Raw genomic sequence first — 25,074 nt, 5'->3', positions numbered from 1 at the left:
CGATCACAAATTTCTTTTCTGCCCTTAATCGGCCTTTTCCGTCGTTAACGCTGACAACTCCCGCTACAACGGGCGAAATCACAATTTTGCCGGGTAGATTCGGCCAATACGCCGATTTTTGCCACGCTGCCCGTTTCTGTGGCAATAACGAAAAGGTTTCGCATCACAATCTGCGTCATGTTTTAAGAATGAAACAATTTTACCTCAATTAATTAACAGTCCGCTTTCATTAGCACGCTTCTGTGACTTACAACGCGATCCACGCCATAACGGAGAATCTGCACATGACCATCATTCAACAGCGCATGTATATCGACGGCCAGTTTGTTGAAAACCACAGTGATAAATGGATAGACGTCATCAATCCAGCCACCGAGCAGGTTATTTCGCAAGTGCCGGAGGGCAACGCCGACGACGCCAAGCGGGCGATTGATGCCGCACATGCGGCTCAGGATGGCTGGGAGGCCTTGCCCGCGGTGGAGCGTGGCGCATGGCTGCATAGAATTGCCGAGGGAATTCGTCAGCGCGAAGCCGAGCTGACCGAGGTTATTATCGCCGAAGGCGGAAAAACACGCGGTCTGGCGCAGACTGAAGTGCTGTTTACTGCCGACTATCTCGACTACGTAGCTGAATGGGCGCGCCGCTACGAGGGCGAAATCGTGCAAAGCGATCGGCCGAATGAAAATATTCTGGTGTTCAAAAAGGCTATCGGCGTCACCACCGGCATTTTGCCCTGGAACTTCCCATTCTTTTTAATTGCGCGTAAAGCCGCCCCCGCGCTACTGACCGGCAATACCATCGTGATTAAACCCAGCGAACTGACGCCAAATAACGCCATTATCTTTGCCGAAATCGTCGATGAGATTGGCCTGCCAAAAGGCGTATTCAACCTGGTTACTGGCTACGGTCCCGTGGTCGGGCACGAACTGGCGGCCAACCCTAAAGTGGGCATGGTTAGCCTGACCGGCAGCGTTAATGCCGGTATTCAGACCATGATTGCGGCGGCGCAAAATGTCACCAAAGTATCGCTTGAGTTGGGCGGCAAGGCTCCTGCCATCGTGATGAACGATGCTGACCTCGATTTAGCGGTAAAAGCTGTCGTCAGTTCGCGAATAATTAATAGCGGACAAGTGTGCAACTGCGCCGAGCGCCTCTACGTGCAGGAAGATATTTACGATCAATTTATGACCCGTCTCACCCTGGCGTTTGAGCAGGTAACCTATGGCGATACGGCGCAAAGCGCCGCGCTGGATATGGGACCGCTTATCAGTGCAGAGGCACTAAAACGTGTTGAGGATAAAGTAGCCACCGCTGTGCAGCAGGGCGCGAAAGTCCTGCTCGGCGGCAAGCGGGCCGGCGATAAGGGCTATTTCTTCCAGCCCACTATTCTGACCCACGTAAACCAGAAAATGGACATTATGCAGCATGAGATTTTTGGCCCAGTGCTGCCGGTAACAACGTTTAAAACGCTGGAGGAAGTGATTGCGCTGGCCAATGACAGCGAATACGGCCTCACTTCGGCCATCTACACGCAAAATATCAATACCGCGATGACCGCGCTAAAAAAACTTAAATTTGGCGAGACCTATGTGAACCGTGAAAACTTCGAAGCGATGCAGGGTTTTCACGCCGGTTGGCGAAAATCGGGTATTGGTGGCGCGGACGGCCGTCACGGCCTGGAGGAGTATTTGCAAACCCACGTCGCCTATTTGCAGTATCAATAATTTATCGTGAAATAGTGGGGAGTTTTTACCGGCTTGAGTGATTGCTTAGTGGGGATATCAGACCCTATGATATTGGCGGCGGATTTTACATAAGACCGCCGATAATAATACAAACAGCGCGAAAGGTGTTGCGCTGCCATTGATAGCAAATCACAAGGAATCAGCAATGAAGACCCCCGCTCTGCTTGCCGCTCTGGTCGCCGTATCGCTTACCGGCTGTGCCGCCACGCCCCCTGCACCACAGGCTCCTTACCCACCGAAGGCCGCCGAAACCGTTACGCCTGCCGCACCGGCATTGACCTGCAAAACGGGTAACCTGATGATGCAAACCACACTTTATTTTGGCCTGAGCCGTCACAATGCCGCTCCGGTCAGCAAAGCCCAGTGGCAGTCGTTCGTCGATAAAGACGTGACGCCGCGCTTTAAAGATGGCTTAAGTGTATTTGATGCTAAAGGTCAGTGGTTGAGAAGTGAAGGCGTGGTTATAAAAGAGGACAGTAAAGCACTGATGCTTATCCGCGTGGATAGTGCGCAGGAGCAGAAAAAAATCACCGAGATCCGCGACATCTATAAACAGCGCTTCAAGCAGGATTCGGTAATGCAGGTTGATAACCCGGCGTGTGTTGATTTCTAACGAAATAGCGGTGTAGTCAGCGCCCCCATCCTAACCTTCCCCCCTGAACAAAAGTGAGGAAGGTTAGGATGGGGGCGCTGTGAGCAGAACCTTACAGCACTAATCCCGCGAAGGCCGCAGAAAGCAGGCTGACCAGTGTGGAGCCATAAACTAGCTTAAGTGCGAAACGAGAAACGACGTTACCCTGCTTTTCATTCAGCCCCTTGATAGCACCCGCCACAATACCGATAGAAGCAAAGTTGGCGAATGAGACCAGGAACACGGATAAGATCCCCAGGCCACGTGGAGAGAGTTCGCTGGCGATTTTCTGCAAATCAATCATCGCAACAAATTCATTAGTCACCAGTTTGGTCGCCATAATGCTGGCAGCCTTCAGCGCGTCAGGTGCCGGAATACCTATCAACCAGGCAAACGGATAGAAAACATAGCCCAGAATCTGCTGAAAGCTGATGCCGAAAATCGCGGTAAACAGCGCATTCACTGCAGCAATGATCGCAATAAAACCAATCAGCATTGCCATGATAATCACCGCGACCTTGAAACCGGCCAGAATGTATTCACCGAGCATTTCAAAGAAGCTTTGGTCTTCGTGCAGCTTTTCCAGCTTGATTTCAGGCTCATCGCCCAGCGGCGTAGGGTTGATAATCGACAGGATAATAAAGGTGCTGAACATGTTGAGGATAAGCGCGGCTACCACGTATTTAGGCTCAATCATGGTCATGTAGGCGCCAACAATCGACAGTGAAACGGTAGACATTGCCGCCGCGGCCATGGAGTACAGTCGGCGAGGAGAGATATCCGCCAGCACGCCCTTATAGGCAATAAAGTTTTCGGACTGACCCAAAATCAGCGTACTGACGGCGTTGAACGATTCCAGCTTGCCCATACCGTTCACTTTTGAAAGCAGAGTGCCAACAATGCGGATCAGCAGCGGCAGAATACGTAAGTGCTGCATAATACCGATTAAGGCAGAAATAAAAATAATCGGGCAAAGCACGCCGAGGAAGATAAACGCCAGTCCTGCCTTGCTCATACCGCCAAATACGAAGTCAGAACCCTGCGCCGCATAGGTCAACAGGTTTTCAAAGAATGCGGATACCGCGGTGACTATCGATAAACCGCTGCTGGCATGCAGAAAGAACCACGCCAGAAGGCCTTCAATCACAATTAATTGAAGAATAACGCGCGGGCGGATTTTTTTGCGGTCATTACTAAAAATGAACGCCAGGAAGAAGATGACTACAAGAGCCAATATAAAATGCAAAACTGAGGGCATTGAAAGTTGTCCAGCATCAAAATTATTTGGCCGTATTGAGCCACATTTTTGAGCAGCTTTCACTATTCTTGAAAAGATATTTATCGAGCAGACAAAGATTCCTGCCGCCGGTCGACGGCAGGAATCAAAGCGTGATAGTTAGACCACGTTCGCCAGCAGCAAACAACCGACCAGGCCGCTTACCGAGATAATGGTCTCAAGCACTGACCAGGATCTCATCGTTTCACCAATTGTCAGGTTGAAATACTCTTTAAACAGCCAGAAGCCAGGGTCGTTAACGTGAGAGAAAATCACGCTGCCGGAACCCACGGCAATAACCATCAGCTCAGGGCTTACGCCGGTAGTGGCAATCAACGGAGCTGCAATACCGCCCGCGGTAATCGCCGCCACGGTGGCAGAACCCAGCGCCAAACGCAGCACGGCGGCAATGGTCCAGGCCAGCAGAATTGGTGACAGCGTACTGCCCTGCATCAGCGCCGCGATGTATTTATCGACGCCGCTGTCAACCAGCACCTGCTTGAACGCACCGCCACCACCGATGATTAACAGCATCATGGCGATAATTTTAATCGAGTCAGTGATGGTCGCCATCACGTCTTCCATCTTGCGACCGCGGTTCAAACCAAAGGTGAAGATAGCAATCAGCACCGCAATCAGCGTTGCCATCACCGGATCACCGAAGAATTCGGCATAAGACAGAATCGGGTGACCTTTCGGCACGATCATCTCGGTAATCGCGCGAAACGCCATCAGAATGACCGGCACCAGGGAAGTCGCTACGCTGACGCCGAAGCCAGGCATCTCTTCTTCAGTAAAGGTTTTTGGGTTAAACAGGCCCTGCGGAACCGGCTTATCAATCCCTTTCAGGAAACGTGCATACACCGGACCGGCCAGAATAACCGTCGGCACGCCTAAAATAGCACCGTACAGCAGAGTTTTACCCATATCAGCATGGAAAATAGTGGCAATCGCCGTTGGACCAGGGTGCGGAGGCAAGAACCCGTGGGTCACTGACAGCGCGGCAGCCATTGGCACACCAACGTAAAGCAGCGGCAGGCGCGCCGAGGCAGCAACGGAGAACACCAGCGGCAGCATCAGCACGAAGCCAACTTCATAGAACAGCGCAAAACCAACAATGAAGCCGGTGATAACCAGCGCCCACTGAATGTATTTCACACCAAACTTGTCGATAAGGGTGGTCGCGATACGCTGCGCACCGCCGCAGTCGGCCAGCAGTTTACCCAGCATGGCGCCGAAGCCCATGATAAGAGCAAGACTGCCGAGCGTTCCGCCCACGCCGTTTTTGATAGACGTGATCACTTTATCGACAGGCATGCCCTGCATCACGCCGACGGCCAGTGCGACGAGAATCAGAGCGATAAAACCGTTTAATTTGAATCGGATCATAAGCAACAGCAGTATGGCAACACCAACTGCAACAATGACTAATGGCATAACTTTCCCCTTCCGCCTCTTTCCGCCCTATCCGGCCCCGAGCCAAAAAACGGCCGACGCGTTTGCGGTGCAGATAACAGTGCGCGAGTGATATTTTTTTGTAAGTTTGCGAGTTCAGCGCGAGCCTAATCAGCAGATAGCGCTAAAATTTACACAGGTTCCTTTGTGATGTTAGTCACACCTCCATTTGTTACCGGTATCATGATACCGGTAACATGCTAATATAAGGAATCGCCCACGCGGGTAAATTCTAAATATGGGACGGAGATCAAACTTATGGCAGGGCAAAGCATCATTTTGATGGGTGTGTCAGGCAGCGGTAAATCAACCGTAGGAGCAGCCGTCGCAAGAGCGATAAACGCTAAATTTATAGACGGTGACGATCTTCACCCCCGCGCCAATATTCAGAAAATGGCGAGCGGGCAACCGCTGAACGATGACGATCGCATGCCTTGGTTGGAGCGCCTGAGTGACGCGGCCTACAGCCTTGAGCATAAAAATGAAACCGGTATTATCGTGTGCTCGGCGCTGAAACGCCGCTACCGCGATGCGCTGCGCAAAGGCAACGACGGCATCATCTTCCTGTATTTGAAAGGCAGCGAAGAGGTGATTTTGCAGCGACTAAAATCACGCGCCGGACACTTCTTCTCTCAGGACATGCTGAAAAGCCAGTTCGAAGCGCTTGAAGAGCCGGGCGAAGACGAAGCCGACGTGGTACGCGTGAATATTGACCATCAGGTTGAAGGCGTTGTGAAACGCTGCGTTACCGCGCTAGAAAACGCCAAGGCTCAACACCGCACCGAGGCCTGACAGTCTTTGTCGGGCGGTTAAATACTGCCGCCCGCCGAGATGGTAAAGCCGACGTCGACCATTTTTGGCACCACGTCTTCACCACGCAGGCGCGCCAGTAAACGCTCGGCGGTAATTTGCCCCATGCGTTCACGCGGCGTGAGCACGCTGGCAAGTTTGGGCTCCATTGCCTGGCCCATATTATGTCCGTGGAAACCGGCGATCGCCATTTGTGAAGGAATATGCAGCCCCTGGCGCAGGCATTCAAAAAATGCCCCGGCCGCCAGGTCGTCATTGGTACAGAAAATACTGTCGATTTGCGGGTAATCGAGCTGAGCCTGACGCAGCAGCTCCGCACCGGCGGTGTAGCTGGACGAACGGCTGGTCATCACGCTGTAAGGCTGCAAACCTGACTCGCGCATCGCCTGTTCATATCCTTCCTGTTTAATCAACGTTCGTTCATCCTGACGTGCGCCGAAGTACACAACGTGCCGATGCCCGTGGGCAATAATTTGCTGGGTCATTTGCCGTGCGGCTTCAAAGTTGTTAAATCCAACCGCTAAATCCACGCAGGGCGACACGCAGTCCATCATCTCGACCACCGGAATGCCAGCAACTTCAATCATTTTCAGAGTACGAGCTGAGTGATTGCGCTCAGAGAGGATAAGCCCGTCAATATTATAAGAAAGCAGCGAGGTTAGACGCTGTTCTTCACGTTCCGCGCTGTAGCCATAGTGCGCCAGCATCGTTTGATAACCGTGAATATCGGTCACGCTCTCAATGCCGCGCAGCACCTCGGCGAAAACCTGGTTGGTCAGCGATGGCAGCAGCACGCCAATGGCGCGACTTTTCGCATTGGAAAGGATATCCGGTGCGCGGTTAGGTATGTATCCCAATTCGTCCAGCGCGGCGGCAATTTTCTCCTGCAGAAGTAGAGAAACCTGTTCGGGATTACGCAAATAGCGGCTGACCGTCATTTTGGTAACACCTACGCGGTCGGCGACGTCCTGAAGCACTGGCCTTTTTTTCTTCATTTTCAATGAACTGGGATCAGAGGAACAAGCACGAATTTTAGCAAAAAATGGCGGGATTTGGCACAAAAACAGCATGCGCGAGGTAGCAACAATGAATGAAGTTTCTCCTCCCGCCACTATTTAGCGGGAGGAGAGCTTTATTAGACCGGCGGAAGGTCAAACAGCAAAATTTCGCTGTCTTGCTCGGCATGAAGTGCAATCACTGATTCGTCCCAGATTGCCAGCGCATCGCTGGTCGTGATGGCCTGCCCGTTAACGGTCAGACTGCCCTTCACCACTTGGATCCATACGCGACGCTCGGCGGCAATTCGGTATTCACCGTCTTCGCCCTGCTTAAAGGCCCAGCGAGAAAGCTCCATATCCTGAAAGACTTTCAATGAACCTTCACGTGCGTCCGGTGACAGCACCAGTTGGCGTCCCTGAGGCGCGTCAAACATCCGCTGATCGTAGCGTGGCTCAAGCCCTTTAGTATCGGGAATTATCCAAATCTGATAAAGGTGCAGCGGCTGGTCCTTATTGCCATTGTATTCAGAGTGCTTCACGCCACTGCCGGCGCTCATAATCTGAAACTCCCCCGCCTGTATCTGCTCTTTATTGCCCATGCTGTCTTTGTGCTCAACCGTACCGGACAGAACATAGGTCAAAATTTCCATATCTTTATGCGGATGCGTACCAAAACCCTGACCCGCATCGATAACGTCTTCATTAATTACCCGCAGCGCGGAGAAGCCCATAAAGTTGGGGTCATAGTAGTCAGCGAAAGAGAAAGTGTGCCAGCTGTCCAGCCAACCGTGCGCCGCATGTCCGCGTTCTTGTGCTTTGCGTAGATAGATCATGTTCAACTCTCCTCAATGTTTTCTCTAGTCTAGTCAACGCCTGATAATAAGAAAGCGTAAAAACTTAACGCCAACAGTCAAAAAAATTGACTGATTACAGGTCATTAAAAGCAAAGGATTTGTTGCAGTATGAGAGGGAGGGGCAAATCGCAGGCAAAAAAAAGCCAGCACCCGGCTGGCTAAGTAATACTGGAAGCAATGTGAGCAATGTCGTGCCTCCCAGGGACCCGTTTGACTATGGTGAATAGCCATCCCCGGAACGCATGACAATAATAATCATTATCATTCGCACTTGTAAAGCATTTTTTTTCATCAACTATTAAATTGACTATTAGAAATAGACAGATAAATTAAGAGGTTATTATCCCACTACCGCATGGAGCCTTGTATGAGTCAGATTGAGATCCGCCACGTTGAGCCCGAGGATTACTCGCAGCTTCACCAGCTATTTAGCCATGAACAGGTTTACAGCGATACGCTACAGCTACCGCACCCTGCTTCGGCGCTATGGCAAAAACGTGCGGCGGATGATCAACCTGGCACCTATCGACTTGTAGCATGCTTTGGCGAGCGCGTGGTCGGGCAGATAACCCTGCACGTTCAGCCGCAGATGCGACGCCGCCATGTAGCAAACTTCGGCATGGCAGTACATCCGGAATTTCAGGGGCAAGGTATTGGCAGCCAGCTGCTGGCAGCGGTGCTTGATCTCAGCGATAACTGGCTTGGCATCAGCCGTGTGGAGCTGACCGTATTTGTCGATAACGCGGCGGCGCTGGCGCTGTACAAGAAGTTCGACTTTGTGATTGAAGGCACTTCGCAGGCGTTTGCATTGCGTAATGGCAAACTGATCGCCACCCATCACATGGGAAGAGTACGTCTTTGAATCATGCCCCTCCAGCCCTAGTGGCGGGAGGGTTTTAACGGCTATTTTGCCACCGCCAACCGTTTTTCTTTATGCACCAGCCGCAGTACTAATGCTCCGCTCAGACAAACTGCAAAAGCCGAGGCCAGATAAATTGACGACACGCCGGCGTGAATCATCAACATGCCCGCTAACGGGCCGGTAATGCCCAACGATAAGTCCATAAAAGCGGTATAGGTCGCCAACGCGCTACCCTGATTCTCCTGCGGCAACCTTTTCACCGCCACAACGCCCAGAGCAGGGAACACCAATGAGAACCCTGCACCGGTCAACATGGCACCCAGCAGCGCTATCGCTGGAATTGATGCTGCCCACACCAATAACAATCCCATGATTTCAAAAACAAAACACACCAACGCAACACGCTGCCCGCCAAAACGATTAATGCAGTTGGGAAACAGCAGCCGCATGCCAACAAACGCCGAGCTAAACAGGGTCAGAGCAAAGGCACCGCCGCCCCAGCCTTTGGCATCGTAAAACAGGGTAATAAAAGTGGCGATAACGCCAAATCCAGACGACGCGAGCCCCATTACCAATCCATAAGGCAACACTTTGCCAAGAACATGCCGAAAAGGGATAACGCTGCTGGCGGTATTTTTGCTCACGCCCGCTTTGCTCAGCGCCAGCAAAAATGCCGACAGGGCAATGGCGATAATGCACAGTGATAACAGAGCCAGGCCGCCGATATGAACAATCCACACGCCAAGCGGAGCGCCAATCGCCATTGCCCCGTAGGTCACGACCCCGCTCCAGGAAATGACTTTACCGATATGCAATGACCCCACGCGGCCAATTCCCCACAGCGTAGAGCCGGTGCCTGCAAAACTTTGCCCCACGCCGAGGATGAGTCTTCCGATGCACAGCAGCAGCAGGCTTAAAATGGGAGAGGCGTTTTGCCACACCGCCAGCAGATAAAACACGCCGCTCAACATGCATCCTGCCAGCCCAATCAGCACCACGCGCTTCGGTCCTAAAATATCCGCATAGCGACCGGCGTGCGGCCTGCTCAACAGCGTGGCAAAGTATTGAAGACTGATTGCCAGCCCCGCCCAGAAAGCGCTGAAGCCCAAATGGTCGTGAACGTAGCCGGGTAAAACCGCCATCGGTAGACCAATGGTTAAGTAATTTGCAAAGTTGAAGATCATCACGGCGAGGATCTGCAGGTTGATATTGGCCGAGGGCGTTGAAGTAGCTGCGGAAGACGACATTAGAGTAAGCAATCTCGTTAACTGTTATGACATTTGGCGGCAGTAAAACTGGCACCCCTTGCTGATGACTTTATTCGTAATAGATGACTTAATCAACGATTCTCAGGTCACTGATTTTCTCTTTTAATATCAGAACACTGTTTAGTTATAAACGCTTAGATTCCTGTTCAAAACGTCAAATAGACACCCCATTACATTCATTATATTAAATAATAAAAAGCCTTCAGTTAGCTTATCACCCATTTTGTTTTCTCTAACGAGAATAAAAAACAACAAACCTCATTTAATACCTTCCTATTATTTTAAATAATTACATTTAAAATTAACAAAACATTTTATTTTAATAATTTAAATAAGAATGGCGCGTTAGACAATAAACATCACAAATAAGGAAAATAGTTCAAATATAGTTTTTTATAAAGCCTGTTTGGCGGTAATCTACCCGAACTTAATGATACAAATCAATAAGATAAATTAAATTATTTAAAATAAAGGATGGTATATGATGATGCGCAAAACGTTGGTCATACTGATTTCCGCACTGGTGGCAACCTCAGCGGCAAATGCAGCAGAAATTTATAATAAGGATGCGAACAAATTAGACTTATACGGCAAAATGGTAGGATTAAATTATATTTCTAGTAATGCCGCTGAACACGGTGATAAATCCTATGCGCGTCTTGGCTTTAAAGGTGAAACAAAAATATCGAACCAGCTAAGCGGTTTTGGCCAGTGGGAATACAACATTAAAACCAATACCCCAGAAGCGAGCGGTAACACCAGTGCGACGCGTCTGGCGTTTGCTGGTCTGAAATTCGCCGACTTCGGCACCTTCGACTATGGCCGCAATTACGGCGTGCTGTATGACGTAGAAGCATTTACCGATTTAACCCCGGAGTTCGGTGGCGACAGTTGGTCGAGAAGCGATAACTTTATGACCGGCCGCGCAAATAACCTGGCCACTTTCCGCACCCATAATTTCTTTGGCGGCGTAGAAGGCCTTAATTTTGCCCTGCAGTATCAGGGTAAAAATGAGGAAAAGAAAGTAGTTAGCGCCAACGGCGACGGCTGGGGCGTTTCTTCAGTCTATGATATGGGCCACGACGTGAGCCTGGCAGCGGCCTATGCAAAATCGAACCGCACCATCACGCAGACGGCAGATAAGAATGGCAACAACGCCGATGCCTGGACCGCAGGGATTCGCTATGACAATAGTAAGCTGTATCTTGCCGCCATGCTGTCCGAAACACGGAACATGACGCATTACGGCGAAGATAAATTTGCCGACAAGACCCAAAACATTGAGCTCGTTGCGCAGTATCTGTTCGTCGGCGGAGTGGCAGAAGGCCTACGTCCATCCATCTCCTACTTGCAGTCAACCGGCAAGGGCCTGAATAACTTCAGAAATGCCGATAATACCGAAGTGTCTAAGCATGCGCTGGTCAAATATGTGGAAATTGGCACCAGTTACGCCTTCAACAAGAACATGTATACCTACATCGATTATAAAATTAATCTGTTGAAGAAGGACGAGTTTACTGCAGCAAATAAAATCAATACTGATGACGTGTTGGGATTGGGCCTGGTTTATCAGTTCTAATTAACTGAGGTCGGCTTCATTGACGCGTGCGATTTATCGAGTTCATGCCAAGTTTTTTCTACGGTGAGGGCTCGGTAAACCACGTTTCGCATTGATCAAGCGGATTAGTTAGTTAAGTCATGCAAAAGAAATAATCGATTCCATAGGAAGCGATTATTTCTCATTCATCTTATTCAGAAATCTCTGTGAGTCTCAGCTTTAATGAAGACTCCATTTTCTTAAACTCTAATGCATACTCATAAAAAATCTCGCCCGCTTGCGTCAAACTGAAAGGGCGCGTTCTGATAAGAAGCTTCTCCCCCATGTTCCTTTCTAGCGAACTTACGCGGATCGACAACGCCGAGGTAGTGATATTCAATATCTTGGCCGCTTTGTCAAAATTTCCATTATCAATAATAGCTAAAAACCCATTAATACTCTTAGGTTCTAAAATCATGTTAACTCCTTGTTAGTCTTAAAAGAGGTTGCAATATTCCATCAAGACTTTACCTAGTTTAATTGTTTGTAATACGACATAGAGGGATCATAAAAAGACATGCTATATCCTCAGTATAAGAAAAAGGGCTGTATTCGCTATAACATGGTGATCTCTATAAATTAATTTAACAATCCGATAACGATATTGCTCGCATAAGCAGTACTCAGGTGTGCACGTTGACATATATTTTTTAATAACAATACCAAAATTCGCTTAAAATCCTTAAAACGAATGGGTGAAACGAATTACATGAATTATTAATTGCCTTTAAATTAACTTATAAATAATATAATAAACTATTGATATGTAATGATTTAATTAATTAAATATAATAGGGGGAGTAGATTATGGTGATTGGAGTCGGGATAAAAAACCCTGAGCTAAATCAGTGTAACCCAGGGTCTATCTGCCCGGTTATAACCTGCTAGGTTGCTATTTTATCTATCTTTTGTTTTAGGCTATTTTCAAGTTCCCGCAACTGCAGAGCGTGATTATAGAGAAGATGGCCCGTTTTTGTCAGTACAAAGGGGCGTTTGCGAATCAGCAATTTTCCACCAATGAGTTTCTCCAATGTGCTAACTCTTATCGATAATGCAGAGGTGGTGATACCCAGTTTTTTCGCTGCTTTTTCAAAATTGCCATTTTCAACAATAGCGAGAAAACCATTTACTCCTTTCGGCTCAATAATCATAGATAATCCTTTACTGTAATTCCTTGGAAGAACACCTCACAAACATCATGAAATTATATGGATCGGCAATAAATGATAAATAAAAACAATAGATCCACAACAGCTATTCATTGTGAGCTAAATTGAATAGATAAGAAAACTAGCCGGTAGCATAGTTGATTCAAATAATACGACAACTATGCTGAACGCAATATATATAGTACAACAACAAACAGTAATATTTAATTTGAAGCCGCTAAATCGGACCCAATCCCAAAGCCGAACGTCCATTTCGGCCCCATTGTCACTAAGCAAAAGTAGAAAAAATCCGTTGCGACACATAGACAATAAGTCTACTGTGGACAATATTTCCACCAACGACGAGTTAGCCATGTCCGTGATAACTGAAACAACCGATTTACCCAGTTTTGCGCCTGGTACACGCCACCAATTGATTACCCATCGATTCAAAGGTGGAAAAAATTCACGCAGTGCCTACATTCAAGCTGGCGTTCATGCCGATGAACATCCGGGCCTGTTGGTGATTCAACATTTGCTGGAGCGGTTACAGGAACTTGATAGCGCGGGTCAAATGCTCGGCGAAGTGGTGATATGCCCCTTTGCTAATCCCGTGGGGCTGGGTCAAAACATCTTTGGCTATGTTACCGGCCGTTTTAATCTGGCCAATGGTGAAAACTTTAACCGCAACTTCCCGGACATTTCCCCCGCGGTCGAGGAGCTTATTGCCAAAAACAGTGACAGTGCGGCTCATTTTACCTCGTCCGAGGTGAAGAAAATCTTTGAGCAGATGCTGGCGTTGATTCCGGCCATTGATACCGTTACGACCAATAAGAAGCTGTTGCTGAAAGAGGCGTTTCGCCACGATATCGTGCTGGACTTACACTGCGATACCTCAGCGGCCCTGCATCTTTACTCCACCCTGCATCAGCAGGAGCGCGCGGTGCTTCTCGCCGGCTGTATGGGCATCGACACCGTGTTTCTTGAAGAACAGGCGGGCGGTCAGCCGTTTGACGAGGCTTTTGGCAAGCCGTGGAAGTTATTGACCCAGGCCGGACTGGCCAATCCGCAAGATTGCGGTTTTTCGACCAGCATAGAACTGCGTGGCCAGGCGGACGTTAATGACGAGGTCGCGCGCGCCGACGCTGAGGGTATTTTACAATTTCTGGCTCACGAAGGCCTGCTGACCCTGACGCCTCCGCTTGCTGAGTTAGCCAACGTTGAAGTTTACCCGCTGGAGGGAGCATCGCATTTGCAGGCCCCGGCGATGGGGCTGTTGGTATGGAAAAAGCAGCTCGGTCAATCGGTTAGCCTTGGTGAATTAATTGCCGAAATTGTACCGATTGACGCCGTACTCGGTACGCCAAGAGTCCCGGTGTTCAGCGACGTTGACGGAAAAATTATTGTGCAACCGCTGTTTAAACTGGTCAGAACCGGACAACGGGTTGCACTGCTGGCAGGAAAAACGCCGCTCACTCATCGTAAAACCGGCCAACTTTTACAACACTTTTAAACGGAAACTCGCCATGAGCACTCTCGACGATTCACTACAAAGCCTCGCTAACGCCATCGTGCGGGCGCACCAGTCGCTGCGTCCTCAGGTTGCGGTCACCGCCCTGACCCACAGCGCGCCACTTAGCGCGCAGACCGGCTGTGAAATATTTTTAAAATGCGAACATCTGCAACACACAGGGTCATTCAAGTTTCGAGGGGCCAGCAACAAAATTTTGGCGCTCACCGAAGAACAGCGTTCAAAAGGCGTGATTACTGCCTCATCAGGCAATCACGGTCAGGCATTAGCGCTCGCCGGGTTGCGCGCCGGGGTTCCGGTCACGGTTTATACCACCACCCACGCTTCCCCGCTGAAGTTGGAAGCCATCAGGGCTTTTGGTGCCAACGTTATCTCTATTGATACCGACCCACTCAGCGTCGAGCTGGAAGCAGCAAAACAGGCTCAGTTGCAGAACACATTGTTTGTATCGCCGTATAACGACCCCGATATTATCGCCGGCCAAGGCACGATTGGCGCGGAGCTGGTTGAGCAACTGCCCGACGTCGATGCCGTGTTTATTGCGGTGGGCGGCGGTGGCCTGATTTCTGGGGTTGGTGCCGCGCTGGCCCATTTGAAACCCGGCACTGAGGTAATCGGCTGCTGGCCTGAAAATGCACCTACCCTGCAGCGCTCGCTGCTGGCCGGTGAAATTATTGAAATGGAAGAAGAAGACACGCTGTCTGATGGTACTGCCGGCGGTATAGAGCCAGGCAGTATTACCTTTCCACTGTGCCAAAAAGTGGTCAATAAAACGGTGTTGGTCAGCGAGCAGGAAATTCGTGATGCGATGAAAATCGTGGCTCGCTATGAGCGCTGGATGATTGAAGGCGCCGCCGGCGTCGCGCTGGCCGGTGCAATTAAGCTCGCTGCAGACTATCAGGGCAAGAAAGTAGCCGTGATACTTTGCGGAAGAAACATTCTGCTGGAGAAATTTATTGGGGCAATCCAATGAAAATTTATAACCAGACGCAGATCATCGGCGCGATGGACATGAAAGTGGCTGCCAGTCGCATCGCCGAGGGCTTTATTGCCTATTCACAGGGCCGAGTTCAGGTTCCGCCCGTGCAAAATTTCATTTTTGAACCAGCCAACGGCGACTGCTGCATTAAATCGGCCTGGGTAGAAGGCAGCAAAACGTTTACCGTCAAAATATCGACCGGTTTCTATGATAATCCCGCTAAAGGATTGGCCAGTAATGATGGACTGATGCTGGTACTCTCGGCACAAACCGGCCAGCCGCTGGTGTTATTGCAAGATGAAAGCTGGCTAACCTGTATTCGCACCGCGCTGGCGGGAAGAATAGCGGCAGAGATACTGGCTCCCTCAGTCATTAGTGGTATCGGCATTATCGGCACCGGTGTGCAGGCGCGCATGCAGCTGGAACAGCTTATGCCGCTGACCGACTGCCGTCGGCTGATAGTCTGGGGCCGCAGCCAGGCAGCGCTCGACGATTACCGTCAGTTTGCCCAATCACTAGGCTTTGAAGTCACCCTCACTAAGGATTGTGAACAGGTTGCTCGCAATGCCAACCTGATTGTGACTACCACTCCGTCGCGCGAGGCTCTGTTACAAAGCGCCTGGATACAGCCTGGAACCCATATTACTGCGGTAGGTGCCGACGGTGGTGGCAAGCAGGAGCTTGATGCAAAACTTGTTGCCCGCGCCGACGTTATCGTCGTCGACTCGGTTTATCAGTGCAGTCAGTACGGTGAGGTTTCTCACGCATGCAAACAAGGGTTGCTGGCCAGTGAGCGTTTAATAGAGCTTGGAAAGCTGCTATATAGCCAGGCGAAAGGCCGTGAAAACGACCAGCAGATCACCCTGGCGGATTTAACCGGTGTGGCGGTTCAGGACGCCCAAATTTCCGCTTACGCCATGCAGGCCTGTCAGGAGGCATTTCCAGGCGTCTAAAAGATCCGTTAACTCAATGACTCTTCGCGCAGGGCCTTCACATATTTGTACACGGTGGCCCTGCCCATCGACAGGACGTTCGCCACATAGTCAAATGCGCTCCGCCCCTCAAAAGCCCGTTCGTGATAGAGCGCTTCAACCAGTTGGCGCTTGTCTTCACGGCGGAGACTGTTCAAGCCCAAACTATTTTTATTCAGCCAGGCGTGCATAAAGGTGTTAATACGCTCCTGCCAGTCGTCGCGAAAAAGCGCTTCCGGCTGCGGCATAATACGGCTTGATTGAAAAAATAGGTTTAGCGCATCACGTGCCTGCTCCAGCACCGAATAATTGAGGTTAATGCACAGCGCCATCACCGCCTGCCCCTGCTCGTCTCGCAAAATACTGGTGATTGAACGCAGGCGTTGCCCGTCCCAATTCAGTTTCTCATAGGGGCCGATGCTTTGAGCTGCAAACGAGTCACTGGGTAACTCATCTAGCGCAGAGTCATCGCCAATCTTACGTTTGGAGAGATTATTGGCGATGTAGACAACCTGCTGTGTTTTAAGGTCATGTAAAATCACCTCGGCGTGAGGAAAAAGAAGCGTCGCAATACTGTCAGCGATAACCTGATAATTCAAAGGCTGAAATGGGTTTGCGATGCTCATAATCACTCTCTATTTTTGGCTAGACCCGTTGATAATACAGTAATAAAGATTGCGCCAACATCTCTAACTGCACAAGCTGGGTGCATAAGTCTGCTACCGGCTTAATGTTAATTGTCATGCCGATAATAATTAAAGATCTTCAACACCGGTCTCTATTTCTTCAAACTCGTTTAGCAGCAAGCGGTAGGATTTTTCTTTGGCGCTCTCAATGCGTTGGTCAATTTGTTCTTTAGTCTTCTTTGAGTATTTAGTAGACAGAACTTCCATTTCCTTGTGGTTACCCGCCCCCACAAAAATATATCTATTGTGACTTCCCTTGAGAAAGCCGGCCCTTGCGTTGGATTTACCTCTATGCTTACCCTTGGTGCTTCGCGTGTTTTTGGGTTTGAGGACAATAGTATAAAAACGAGATTCTTTATTTTCTCGAGTATAGGGATGGAGATTTAATTCACTTGCTCTACTGTTGGAAAGGAACATTTGCATCCCCTCTTCAAGACCCCAATCTTTGTCGTAGTCTTTTTTTAAGCTTTGCCAGTCAGTTTCAATATAAAGGCTCAACTTTTCCTTATCTTTGATTGGCTTTCTCTCCACGTTGCTGGCCAATACTGATTCTGTTGCAGACATTGACTCTTCGGTAATGCTATTGCGTTGTGATCTTTTTTTATTTTTACCCTCGGAATCACTGGTGCTAGTTGTTGAATTACTGAGGTTTTCATCTTTAAATTGAGGTTCGTAGTAAACTGAAGACTGACTTTTCCCGAAAATGTCGTCCAGACGTTTTGATAACTTCTCTGCCTCAACAGTATTCTGTGTTTTTATTACATTTAGCATACCTTGCAAGGCGTTATCTTTCATGGGTGCTAAAGAAGAATGCACCCCATTATCGCGGAGTGTCTCACATTGTTTTAAAATAAAATCCATAAGTTCAATAAGCTCTAATGATTTTCCTTGCGTTAAGAAGTTTAATATAGAGCCGAACGATCTAACCAGTGTATGATTAATTGCGTTAGACTTTAATGCAAGTCCCTCACCTACAGCTAAAATGCATCGTTTAATGAATTCTGGAGAGGGTTTGTCCCCTATATCCTGATCAAACTTAAGCATGCTATGCTGCCTGGCGGGTTTGGCTTCGAAAAAGTTCTCTGGATTAAATAACCAATCAATATTTACGCTGTTAGGTATTGATTCCTGGAACGCCCCCTTAAATACCAGCCAGGTAATATCTTGCGCCAGAATAAATCTAATTAATTCTTTACGGTTCGGCCCCTCAGCGGGGTTTGATAAACTCGAAGATTGTATTTCCCTCTTAATATGCTCAATAAAAACGCCATACCCCGCGAGTTTAGGTGGAATATTGATAACTATATTCCCAAAAACTTTAAGCAGTTCATCCAGATTATTACGTCTTGCCATCATCTGATAAACCTCATGCATTAATTGGTTCCTAATGAACTCTACGCCATCGTTATTTTTCTTGGCGCATGACGTTTGAATAACTTTAGAGATAATGGACAGATAGAGGTGATCGTTAATATCCCCTTTTATTAACCTATCGTTAAGCAAGGTAAACGGTGCTTTCATCTCAATGAATTTATCGATTGAGGCAAAGTTACTCACAACATTTTCCAGCAACTTTTCAGCGTTTTTCAAACCACCGGAGTTGAATAAATTAATCTGTAGGGAAAGTATAGCCTCAAACAAACTCTTATTATTTTCGGCGGATTTCTTGTCTGTTTTTGAGTTTTCACGCCCTTCTACCAATAAGTGTTGCAAACGCACGTTAAGCTCGGAGACTTTTGATTTATTGATATTCACATCAAAACTTTCATTAGCCTTAATAATATCAGCAATAAAATTCACTTTGTTTTTATTGGCGGCATAATCTATCAGCATGCGGGAAAAAATTGCATCGCATTCTTTGTGAGTAAAAATATACTCTTCAATATAGCGGCATTTCCCTATCCAGTTGTTAGCTTTTTGCATTGATAAAAACACAGGCGACTTATCTTTAGACTCTGGCCCCGTTAAATATTTCACCTTGTCATCAATGCGTCCAAGGCCATTGCCTATTATCAAGCATTTATTCTCACCTATCGATGTTAATTTCACATCATTATATATATTCCAATATTCTAAAAGTAAATCCAGCGCCTCTTTATCATTCGCTCTATAGATAGAAGGAATAAGCGATTTAGCCATCACCCCCGACACCATAAGCAAGGCTAACGCCTGAGTACTGCTGTCTCTTTGCACGTGTTTTTGGAAAAATCTCTTAAAAATTGCTCTACCGTTTTCAGATGAAATACGCGAGTTGGCAAAAATAATAAGATAAAGCGTCGCCAGTGCTGCATTACCGTCGCGTCCGTGTTCATCAATTATTGTCTCAAATTTACTGACAACATCAACAGCCCAATTACGTGGGTATTGAAAGGCCCCCATCATTGCAAATAATAATACTTTATCTTTTATGGATATATTTTGAGGGAATTGTATTATCGGGCATATCGATCTATCAAGTAAATAGTCTCTAATTCTGGGATAAGCTTGAGTTTTAAAACGCTGGCCGGGATAGGTAAACATGGGTAAAAGAGGTTCCAAAACATCCACATGGTATTTCATGCTCCGATTTGAATTATTCAACGCAGTCGTTACACGATTACAAGCAATGATAAGTATAGTATGCAAATCCAACTGTGCATTGCTCTGACCGTCTATTTCTTTATACATGTTTTTAGCCACTATCATAAAAAGGGGATAGGCACTTATGTTTATTTTTTGGAAATGATCAGTAACCTGTATAATAAATGACTTCAATGCGTTATCTTCACTATCTTTATAAAGGATGAAAATAGTTGCTAAAAAGCACGCTAAATCGTCAATGCTATCCTCACTGTCTTTTATGGCGTGCAATAGCTTCGTTGCAATAATCTTAAACCAGGCAACCGGCGGATTTCCTATTCTTTGTAACACAGGGCTAATTAAAGAAGTGGTCCTGGCTGGAGATTCTTTTATTTTTTCAGCCAAAAGTCTAAAAAACTCACTTCTTATAACCGTTTTTCCACAAAGTTTAGTTGATAACTTTTGGAAGATATTACTACAATACAATAAGTCATCTTTTCTCGTAGTTTTATCCTTCAAATAGAGAAGATTCAAAAATTTACTGGCCTCGGCGCTAAAATCCTCCATTGTTGACATGATAACCTGATACATTTCCCGCTCATTCTGCACGGCATACAGATCTCGCGGTATAAATTTTAACGCTGCCACATTAGATTTATCGGTGTTCAGCATCGTGAGCGTTTTCATTGCCGTTTTTCTTGCCTCTATTTTTTCGTCGCGACTCTCAAAGTAAAGCACTAAACCGTCAGATATGGACTTGGGATCTGAATTTATTAGGTATGAAAGTCTCCCCTGTAAATGAACTCTGGTAATTTTATTATTTTTATCCACATAAAAAATGGGTACTGAAATAGCACATGAGAGCATCCGATAAAAATCAACAGCGCCAAGAGCTTTAATATTCTTTAAATGAATAGCGGTCAGCTCACCTGTTTTATTAGACGGTAATACTTGCGCCTGGCAGGCCGCAATAGCGGGTCGTGAAAGCGTGGACTGGGCAGACGTTAAAGGGGGACGGCTCGTCGAGGCTACTGCAGGAGTGAGAGGTGTCGCCTGAGGCAAACTCTCCCGACCCGTATTTTCTTTGCGGCGGGCCATATATACCTCATTATTTTTAAATTCCTGACTTATTTGCGCAACGTCGAGCTTCAAAGAGCTCTCTAATGTCGGTCTGAGCATCACTGCGTTCGCGGACTTGAGGGCATCATTGACCTGAGTCGACGTGATTTTATTTTTTAACCGGTCGGCCTGATGATGAGAAGCGGCTCCCAGTGTCGGCGCAACGGAAGAGGAATGCTGGCTGAGCTCGGTGTGCCGAGTAGGAGGCTGGTTGAGTTGTCGACTTACCTGCTCAATAAGTAAAGCCTGAAGATTTGAAGAGGAGGCAAATTGCGGGAATTTCTCAAAATCGTGTTGAACAACGCCGATTATCTTTCGGTTTTTCTCCTGCGAAACAGTGACTTTCCTTAATACATGACCATCAACCTTCGGTGCATTTTTATAAGGAATGGCCTGTGATAATGTCTCTATCCGCATGTTTAAAAAACCACGTCTTTTTGTTATTTCAGCAGCGAGGGCATATTCACTGTGCTTAACTGCGTTAATGACATCCTTTCGCGATAAATGCACGGCATAGCGTGACAAGTCGACTATTTTTTCGTCACAAGTGACGTGGTGATTCACCGCTCCGCCCTCATTCATTCCCACTGCCCTGATATTTTTCTCACCACTTTCTTCAACAATGATGGCCACTTTCTGATTGCGCCACTCATCCTCTGTGACTATCTCAGCCAGTAATACTTCTTTATGCCATTGATTTTCTAGTGCTTCACTGTCTTTCAACCCTCTGTACTGCGCATCCTGCGCCGCCGAATAGGCTCTTGCCTGAGTATCTTGATACGCCTTCTGCGCACTATTTATTTCATAAAAATACTGATTTATTCGATGAATATTTTCTAATACACACTCCTCGGTATTCCTGCGATTACACCTTGTCACGCTTTTTTCAAGCATGTTTTGTAGTGTATTAAAATCCCTGTTTACTTCCTCCATTTGCGCCGTTGATCGTAACGCCTTAATGGTTTCTCGCAGCTCAGCATTGAAACGGCACTCTTTTAAAACATTTTCAATTAGCGACAATTTGTCGGGCGTAGAAAACGCCTGCACAGCCTTAAAATATTGCTCTGAGAGGGAAAAATGAGGGTTTAGCAATAGTCGCAATAAGTGCCTGACCTTAACGCAGCGGTCAACCTGCTGGTCGAGATTTCGCTGTGCTAGCTCAACATTTTCTATCAAAGAGAGACGCTCTAGCATGGGTCGCAAACGCGCTTTGTCCCGTGCAGTACAGGCCTGGTTCCTTATTTCATGCAATTCGATAATTAAAGTCTTGTCTGCCTCGGGGACGGATAGCAGTACACGGGCCGTTTCATCAAGCACCTTTGAAACGTTTTTTGAGTGGGAATACAGCGAGCTTTGCTCAGAGGACAATAGTGCGGCTTTGGTCATTAAGTTAACCTGCCCAAGCAGCGAGTCCAATCGAGTGTTTAAGCTTTTAAAGAATTTTTCAGCCGCGATGCGACTACGCTCGACTTTGCATTTTAAAGAGAAAATCTTCTCTTTAATCTCTCTACTCAGTAATGCACCGTCGAACTTCTCATAGCCGCTAAGCGCATCGCTGATACTCCTAACGTATTTACTCAACGCCTCTACATATTCTACATTTTGACCGATACGGATATTCCTAACATCCTCTTCTGTACAGTCTATGTGCTCACGCTGAGAGAGAAACTCAGCACACGCAGCGGAGGTTGAGAAAGGTGTTGGTGTTAATGGCAAAAAGGAGGGGCAATCAGGCAAAGAGGGGGGAGGTGAAGGGTTAATACGTTCTGGACTTGCCTCTCGACTAAAAATTCCGCCCCCTCCGGGAGATAAAGAGCGCATTTCAAGCTTACCGCCGGAGGTAACCGCCCGAAGTGAAGAAATAACGCTATCGCACCTTGTTTCCTGCACTCTCACGACATCGTTGCGTGGGCTTGTATTGGGAATACTCTCGTTTACATTCATGATATTTCTCCGGCGTATGTTAGCTCATTGTCTTATTGAACCAACTTAAGCTTCTCGCAGTTATCGCTCTCTTCGGCGACCGGAAATAAAAAACGACCTCCTGTTTAGGAAGCCGTTAAGTTCTAGAACTGATTTGAATCAGAAAACGCGGTCAGAAGGCAAAACACGAGCAGCCGAGCGCCCCCCAAAATGCATTGTTATCGGAAACCGGCACGTCGGAGCGCCGCGAAATATCATGCTGATGCACGTGAACGCCGCACGGGCCGCTGCACTGGTGAACCTGAGCGTGTACACCAACTCGGGCAGCATCCTGCGGTGGTGCCGAGCGATAGTGTCCGGGAACCTTAACCACCGGCGACCAGTCCGGCAATACCGGAATTGAAGGCGGCGCAAGGGGAGAGAAGCTCCCCGCCGCATAGACGATATTACCGTCTACCACGGTCAGCACCGATTCGATGCCTTTAATCTCTTCCTCACGCACGCTGAAATAATCTTTAGACAGAATCACCAAATCAGCGAGTTGCCCCACTTTTATCTGCCCTTTCTTGCCTTGTTCGGTCGAGAACCACGCGCTGCCCTGCGTCCACAACATCAGCGCCGTTTCACGATCTAGTCGGGCACTGTCGTCATACATTGCCATACCCCCGACGGTGCAGCCCGAAACCAGCCAGTAGAGCGCAGTCCACGGATTGTAGCTGGCAACGCGGGTCGCGTCGGTTCCCAAACCAACCGGCAGCTCGGCATTGAGCATTTTTGCCACCGGTGGCGTATGCCTGGTCGCCTCTTTTCCGTAACGTTCGGCAAAATATTCCCCCTGAAATGCCATTCGGTGCTGCACTGCAATGCCTCCGCCCAGCGCTTTTACGCGGTCAATATTGGCTTCGGTAATGGTTTCGGCGTGGTCAAAGAACCAGTGCAGGCCGTTAAAAGGAATATCGCTGTTTACTTTCTCAAACACATCAAGCATGCGACTTATGGATTCGTTATAAGTCGCGTGTAGGCGGAACGGCCAGCGGTGTTCAACCAAATGACGCACCACGCGCTCTAGCTCGTCTTCCATGCCCGGCGCCAAATCCGGACGCGGCTCGAGAAAATCTTCAAAATCGGCGGCTGAAAATACCAGCATTTCTCCAGCACCGTTGTGGCGATAAAAGTCAGTACCCTGCCCCGGTTTGAGCATATCGGTCCAGCGCTCAAAGTCTTCCACCTCGCTGCCCGGGCGTTGGGTAAACAGGTTGTAGGCTATGCGCAGCGTAAGCTGTTTCTTCTCATGCAGCTCAGAGATAACCTGGTAATCTTCCGGGTAGTTTTGAAAACCACCTCCGGCGTCAATGGCGCTGGTCAGGCCGAGGCGGTTAAGCTCGCGCATAAACTGTCGCGTCGAGTTAACCTGCTGTTCCAGAGGAAGTTTCGGACCTTTAGCCAACGTGGCGTAGAGGATCATAGCGTTGGGCCGGGCAATCAGCATTCCGGTTGGGTTACCGTTGCCGTCGCGCTGGATTTCGCCACCGGGAGGATTCGGCGTATCGCGGGTGTAACCCACGACCTTAAGTGCTGCCCGATTGAGCAATGCGCGGTCGTAGAGATGAAGAATAAAGACCGGCGTGTCGGGCGCGGCGGCGTTGATTTCATCAAGAGTCGGCATCCGCCGTTCGGCAAACTGAAACTCGGTCCAGCCACCAACAACCCGCACCCACTGAGGCGAAGGTGTTCTTAGCGCCTGCTCTTTAAGCATTCTTAACGCATCGGCCAGCGAAGGCACACCTTCCCAACGCAGCTCGAGATTGTAGTTGAGGCCGCCGCGGATCAGGTGCAAGTGTGAATCATTCAGGCCAGGAATACCGGTACTGCCCTTTAGATCAACCGTTTGAGTTTCTGGACCGGCATAACGCATCACTTCAGCCACCGTGCCGACCGCCAAAAATTTTCCGTCTTTAATCGCCACGGCGTCAGCCCGCGGTGCCTCTCGGTCAACGGTGTGAAACTTGCCGTTGGTTAAAATAAGGGAAGCATTGTTATTCATCATGTGTCTCCAGACCCTATTGCCCTTTCGGGATCAGCCAGTTTCTCAGCAATCGCGTAACCTGCGGCATCCATAAGAACACCACCAAGGCAACCACACTGGCATCGTTTAGCAGATGCCCCCATAGCGTTCCCTTCGCTGCGGGCAGCAACAGGCCCCAGAACCACGGAACAAAATTTGTTGAGGGAAAGATCACTCCCAGCGTCACCAAAAACTGTTTCCATTTCGCCGGCGATCGCCCTTTTTTGATCTCTGGCGTAAACCAGAATGCAGCACCCGGCCGAATTTCAATGTGATCGCCATGATCCTCTCGATCTCCGTGATCGAGCAGCCCGCTGGCCTTTTCAACCAGCGCTTTGCGATTTGGCGAATTTATCCATTCATACAGCCGGTCCAGACTTTCGAAACGCACCAGAATGGTATAGGACGTGCCACCCTCTTCAGGACGAATAACACTGACCCCAAGATGCCCAGCAAAGCTTGCCGCCACCGGCATTATTTCTTCTAACCAAGCTTCATATTCCGGCTTCTTTCCGGGCAGGAGTGGGTGAGTAATGACCAGCGTGACGTGATTCTTTTGAGCCGAATAGTCCACGTTATTTTCCCTTAAAGGACGGG

19 protein-coding genes are annotated in these 25,074 nt (G+C 48.4%); 8 read left to right on the top strand and 11 right to left on the bottom strand.

Going from position 1 to position 25,074, the window contains the following annotated elements:
• The first annotated feature begins 284 nt into the window (after positions 1 to 284).
• Together aldA and GA565_RS02265 are read left to right on the top strand one after the other, a co-directional pair.
• Positions 285 to 1,724, top strand: a complete 1,440-nt coding sequence (gene aldA, locus GA565_RS02270) for an aldehyde dehydrogenase (RefSeq protein ID WP_152197210.1) — start codon at positions 285 to 287, stop codon at positions 1,722 to 1,724.
• A 166-nt stretch (positions 1,725 to 1,890) separates the two neighbouring features.
• A complete protein-coding gene (locus GA565_RS02265) occupies positions 1,891 to 2,358 on the top strand; it encodes a DUF3574 domain-containing protein (protein ID WP_152197209.1) in 468 nt (155 codons plus the stop codon).
• A 91-nt stretch (positions 2,359 to 2,449) separates the two neighbouring features.
• Here the strand turns inward: GA565_RS02265 and GA565_RS02260 are convergent, their stop codons facing one another.
• Together GA565_RS02260 and gntT are read right to left on the bottom strand one after the other, a co-directional pair.
• The gene (locus GA565_RS02260) at positions 2,450 to 3,634 is read right to left on the bottom strand and encodes a NupC/NupG family nucleoside CNT transporter (protein WP_152197208.1); all 1,185 of its coding nucleotides are present in this window, start codon (positions 3,632 to 3,634) and stop codon (positions 2,450 to 2,452) included.
• 138 nt (positions 3,635 to 3,772) lie between these two features.
• Positions 3,773 to 5,089 carry a gluconate transporter gene (gene gntT / locus GA565_RS02255; protein ID WP_152197207.1) on the bottom strand — a complete coding sequence of 439 codons (1,317 nt, stop codon included), beginning with the start codon at positions 5,087 to 5,089 and terminating at the stop codon, positions 3,773 to 3,775.
• Between the two features lie 276 nt (positions 5,090 to 5,365).
• Between gntT and GA565_RS02250 the strand changes: the two genes are divergently transcribed.
• A complete protein-coding gene (locus tag GA565_RS02250) occupies positions 5,366 to 5,899 on the top strand; it encodes a gluconokinase (RefSeq protein WP_152197206.1) in 534 nt (177 codons plus the stop codon).
• Between the two features lie 17 nt (positions 5,900 to 5,916).
• Here the strand turns inward: GA565_RS02250 and gntR are convergent, their stop codons facing one another.
• Both gntR and GA565_RS02240 read right to left on the bottom strand, forming a co-directional pair.
• Entirely contained in the window at positions 5,917 to 6,912 is a 996-nt protein-coding gene (gntR, locus tag GA565_RS02245; protein WP_152197205.1) for a gluconate operon transcriptional repressor GntR, read from the bottom strand.
• A gap of 140 nt (positions 6,913 to 7,052) precedes the next feature.
• The gene (locus tag GA565_RS02240; RefSeq protein ID WP_152197204.1) at positions 7,053 to 7,748 is read right to left on the bottom strand and encodes a pirin family protein; all 696 of its coding nucleotides are present in this window, start codon (positions 7,746 to 7,748) and stop codon (positions 7,053 to 7,055) included.
• Between the two features lie 388 nt (positions 7,749 to 8,136).
• Between GA565_RS02240 and GA565_RS02235 the strand changes: the two genes are divergently transcribed.
• Positions 8,137 to 8,631: a GNAT family N-acetyltransferase gene (locus GA565_RS02235; protein ID WP_152197203.1), complete on the top strand. Its 495-nt coding sequence runs from the start codon at positions 8,137 to 8,139 to the stop codon at positions 8,629 to 8,631.
• Positions 8,632 to 8,672: 41 nt separating this feature from the next.
• Here the strand turns inward: GA565_RS02235 and GA565_RS02230 are convergent, their stop codons facing one another.
• Positions 8,673 to 9,878 carry an MFS transporter gene (locus GA565_RS02230; protein WP_152197202.1) on the bottom strand — a complete coding sequence of 402 codons (1,206 nt, stop codon included), beginning with the start codon at positions 9,876 to 9,878 and terminating at the stop codon, positions 8,673 to 8,675.
• A 505-nt stretch (positions 9,879 to 10,383) separates the two neighbouring features.
• On the opposite strand from GA565_RS02230, the gene GA565_RS02225 reads away from it, so the two are divergent.
• On the top strand, positions 10,384 to 11,478 hold the full coding sequence (locus tag GA565_RS02225; RefSeq protein WP_152201278.1) for a porin: 1,095 nt from the start codon (positions 10,384 to 10,386) through the stop codon (positions 11,476 to 11,478).
• Between the two features lie 169 nt (positions 11,479 to 11,647).
• On the opposite strand, the gene GA565_RS02220 is transcribed toward GA565_RS02225, so the two are convergent.
• Both GA565_RS02220 and GA565_RS02215 read right to left on the bottom strand, forming a co-directional pair.
• Positions 11,648 to 11,914, bottom strand: coding sequence for a LysR family transcriptional regulator (locus GA565_RS02220; protein ID WP_055775966.1), 267 nt, complete (start codon positions 11,912 to 11,914; stop codon positions 11,648 to 11,650).
• 466 nt (positions 11,915 to 12,380) lie between these two features.
• Complete coding sequence (locus GA565_RS02215) at positions 12,381 to 12,647, bottom strand: LysR family transcriptional regulator (RefSeq protein ID WP_152197201.1); 267 nt, start codon at positions 12,645 to 12,647, stop codon at positions 12,381 to 12,383.
• A gap of 370 nt (positions 12,648 to 13,017) precedes the next feature.
• Here GA565_RS02215 and GA565_RS02210 point away from each other — a divergent pair, with 370 nt between their 5' ends.
• From GA565_RS02210 to GA565_RS02200, 3 genes are read left to right on the top strand one after another with little or no spacing between them, the layout of a single operon-like run.
• The gene (locus tag GA565_RS02210) at positions 13,018 to 14,157 is read left to right on the top strand and encodes a succinylglutamate desuccinylase/aspartoacylase family protein (RefSeq protein WP_152197200.1); all 1,140 of its coding nucleotides are present in this window, start codon (positions 13,018 to 13,020) and stop codon (positions 14,155 to 14,157) included.
• A gap of 13 nt (positions 14,158 to 14,170) precedes the next feature.
• Positions 14,171 to 15,148 carry a threonine/serine dehydratase gene (locus GA565_RS02205; RefSeq protein ID WP_152197199.1) on the top strand — a complete coding sequence of 326 codons (978 nt, stop codon included), beginning with the start codon at positions 14,171 to 14,173 and terminating at the stop codon, positions 15,146 to 15,148.
• Positions 15,145 to 16,107 carry an ornithine cyclodeaminase family protein gene (locus GA565_RS02200; protein ID WP_152197198.1) on the top strand — a complete coding sequence of 321 codons (963 nt, stop codon included), beginning with the start codon at positions 15,145 to 15,147 and terminating at the stop codon, positions 16,105 to 16,107. Before GA565_RS02205 ends, GA565_RS02200 begins: the two co-directional genes overlap by 4 nt.
• An 8-nt stretch (positions 16,108 to 16,115) precedes the next feature.
• Here GA565_RS02200 and GA565_RS02195 read toward each other — a convergent pair whose 3' ends face one another.
• The 4 genes from GA565_RS02195 to GA565_RS02180 all read right to left on the bottom strand — a co-directional run bounded on the left by GA565_RS02195 (position 16,116) and on the right by GA565_RS02180 (position 25,051).
• A complete protein-coding gene (locus GA565_RS02195) occupies positions 16,116 to 16,751 on the bottom strand; it encodes a transcriptional regulator (protein ID WP_152197197.1) in 636 nt (211 codons plus the stop codon).
• Between the two features lie 129 nt (positions 16,752 to 16,880).
• Positions 16,881 to 22,433: a hypothetical protein gene (locus tag GA565_RS02190; RefSeq protein WP_152197196.1), complete on the bottom strand. Its 5,553-nt coding sequence runs from the start codon at positions 22,431 to 22,433 to the stop codon at positions 16,881 to 16,883.
• A gap of 151 nt (positions 22,434 to 22,584) precedes the next feature.
• Complete coding sequence (locus GA565_RS02185) at positions 22,585 to 24,456, bottom strand: amidohydrolase (RefSeq protein ID WP_152201276.1); 1,872 nt, start codon at positions 24,454 to 24,456, stop codon at positions 22,585 to 22,587.
• A 16-nt stretch (positions 24,457 to 24,472) separates the two neighbouring features.
• Entirely contained in the window at positions 24,473 to 25,051 is a 579-nt protein-coding gene (locus GA565_RS02180; RefSeq protein WP_152197195.1) for an antibiotic biosynthesis monooxygenase, read from the bottom strand.
• Positions 25,052 to 25,074 lie beyond the last annotated feature (23 nt).

The sequence above is a fragment of the Rouxiella sp. S1S-2 genome (genome assembly GCF_009208105.1).
GTDB lineage: Bacteria > Pseudomonadota > Gammaproteobacteria > Enterobacterales > Enterobacteriaceae > Rouxiella.
This window is presented reverse-complemented; position numbering and strand designations above follow the sequence as displayed.

Excerpts from the sequence above, each read along its gene's own strand:
- GA565_RS02205 (WP_152197199.1), top strand. The coding sequence starts at position 14,171 with ATGAGCACTCTCGACGATTCACTACAAAGCCTCGCTAACGCCATCGTG.
- gntR (WP_152197205.1), bottom strand. The coding sequence starts at position 6,912 with ATGAAGAAAAAAAGGCCAGTGCTTCAGGACGTCGCCGACCGCGTAGGT.
- GA565_RS02240 (WP_152197204.1), bottom strand. The coding sequence starts at position 7,748 with ATGATCTATCTACGCAAAGCACAAGAACGCGGACATGCGGCGCACGGT.
- GA565_RS02210 (WP_152197200.1), top strand. The coding sequence starts at position 13,018 with ATGTCCGTGATAACTGAAACAACCGATTTACCCAGTTTTGCGCCTGGT.
- GA565_RS02225 (WP_152201278.1), top strand. The coding sequence starts at position 10,384 with ATGATGCGCAAAACGTTGGTCATACTGATTTCCGCACTGGTGGCAACC.
- GA565_RS02250 (WP_152197206.1), top strand. The coding sequence starts at position 5,366 with ATGGCAGGGCAAAGCATCATTTTGATGGGTGTGTCAGGCAGCGGTAAA.
- GA565_RS02260 (WP_152197208.1), bottom strand. The coding sequence starts at position 3,634 with ATGCCCTCAGTTTTGCATTTTATATTGGCTCTTGTAGTCATCTTCTTC.
- aldA (WP_152197210.1), top strand. The coding sequence starts at position 285 with ATGACCATCATTCAACAGCGCATGTATATCGACGGCCAGTTTGTTGAA.
- GA565_RS02215 (WP_152197201.1), bottom strand. The coding sequence starts at position 12,647 with ATGATTATTGAGCCGAAAGGAGTAAATGGTTTTCTCGCTATTGTTGAA.
- GA565_RS02185 (WP_152201276.1), bottom strand. The coding sequence starts at position 24,456 with ATGAATAACAATGCTTCCCTTATTTTAACCAACGGCAAGTTTCACACC.
- GA565_RS02220 (WP_055775966.1), bottom strand. The coding sequence starts at position 11,914 with ATGATTTTAGAACCTAAGAGTATTAATGGGTTTTTAGCTATTATTGAT.
- gntT (WP_152197207.1), bottom strand. The coding sequence starts at position 5,089 with ATGCCATTAGTCATTGTTGCAGTTGGTGTTGCCATACTGCTGTTGCTT.
- GA565_RS02265 (WP_152197209.1), top strand. The coding sequence starts at position 1,891 with ATGAAGACCCCCGCTCTGCTTGCCGCTCTGGTCGCCGTATCGCTTACC.
- GA565_RS02235 (WP_152197203.1), top strand. The coding sequence starts at position 8,137 with ATGAGTCAGATTGAGATCCGCCACGTTGAGCCCGAGGATTACTCGCAG.
- GA565_RS02195 (WP_152197197.1), bottom strand. The coding sequence starts at position 16,751 with ATGAGCATCGCAAACCCATTTCAGCCTTTGAATTATCAGGTTATCGCT.
- GA565_RS02200 (WP_152197198.1), top strand. The coding sequence starts at position 15,145 with ATGAAAATTTATAACCAGACGCAGATCATCGGCGCGATGGACATGAAA.
- GA565_RS02190 (WP_152197196.1), bottom strand. The coding sequence starts at position 22,433 with ATGAATGTAAACGAGAGTATTCCCAATACAAGCCCACGCAACGATGTC.
- GA565_RS02230 (WP_152197202.1), bottom strand. The coding sequence starts at position 9,878 with ATGTCGTCTTCCGCAGCTACTTCAACGCCCTCGGCCAATATCAACCTG.